This is a genomic window from Streptomyces bobili (assembly GCF_002154575.1).
In the GTDB taxonomy this organism is placed as follows: domain Bacteria; phylum Actinomycetota; class Actinomycetes; order Streptomycetales; family Streptomycetaceae; genus Streptomyces; species Streptomyces bobili.
On the sequence record NZ_MUBA01000873.1, the window covers coordinates 1 to 344 of the forward strand.

1 pseudogene is annotated in these 344 nt (G+C 74.4%); it reads left to right on the plus strand.

Annotation, left to right across the window (positions count from 1 at the left end):
• A pseudogene (locus tag BZL64_RS41805) lies at positions 1-344 on the plus strand (alginate lyase family protein); the annotation flags it as partial.

Below are 344 nucleotides of genomic sequence, written 5' to 3' on the forward strand. Positions count from 1 at the left end.
CTGCGGGCTGCCCGCTCCCCGGTACACGGTGGCCTGCGGATTGGCCGTCCAGCCGCTCTGCGCGTGCCGGTTGGCGGTCAGCCTGGCGAACCCGGCGGCGTAGGGGGCGGCGCCGACCTGGACCGTATGGCCGCCAAGGTCCAGGCCGGCGCCGCCCCCTACGCCGCCGGGTTCGCCAGGCTGACCGCCAACCGGCACGCGCAGAGCGGCTGGACGGCCAATCCGCAGGCCACCGTGTACCGGGGAGCGGGCAGCCCGCAGAACTACGCGATCCTCTACAACGACGTCCACGCGGCCTACCAGAACGCCCTCCGCTACCACGTCGGCGGCGACACAGCCCACGC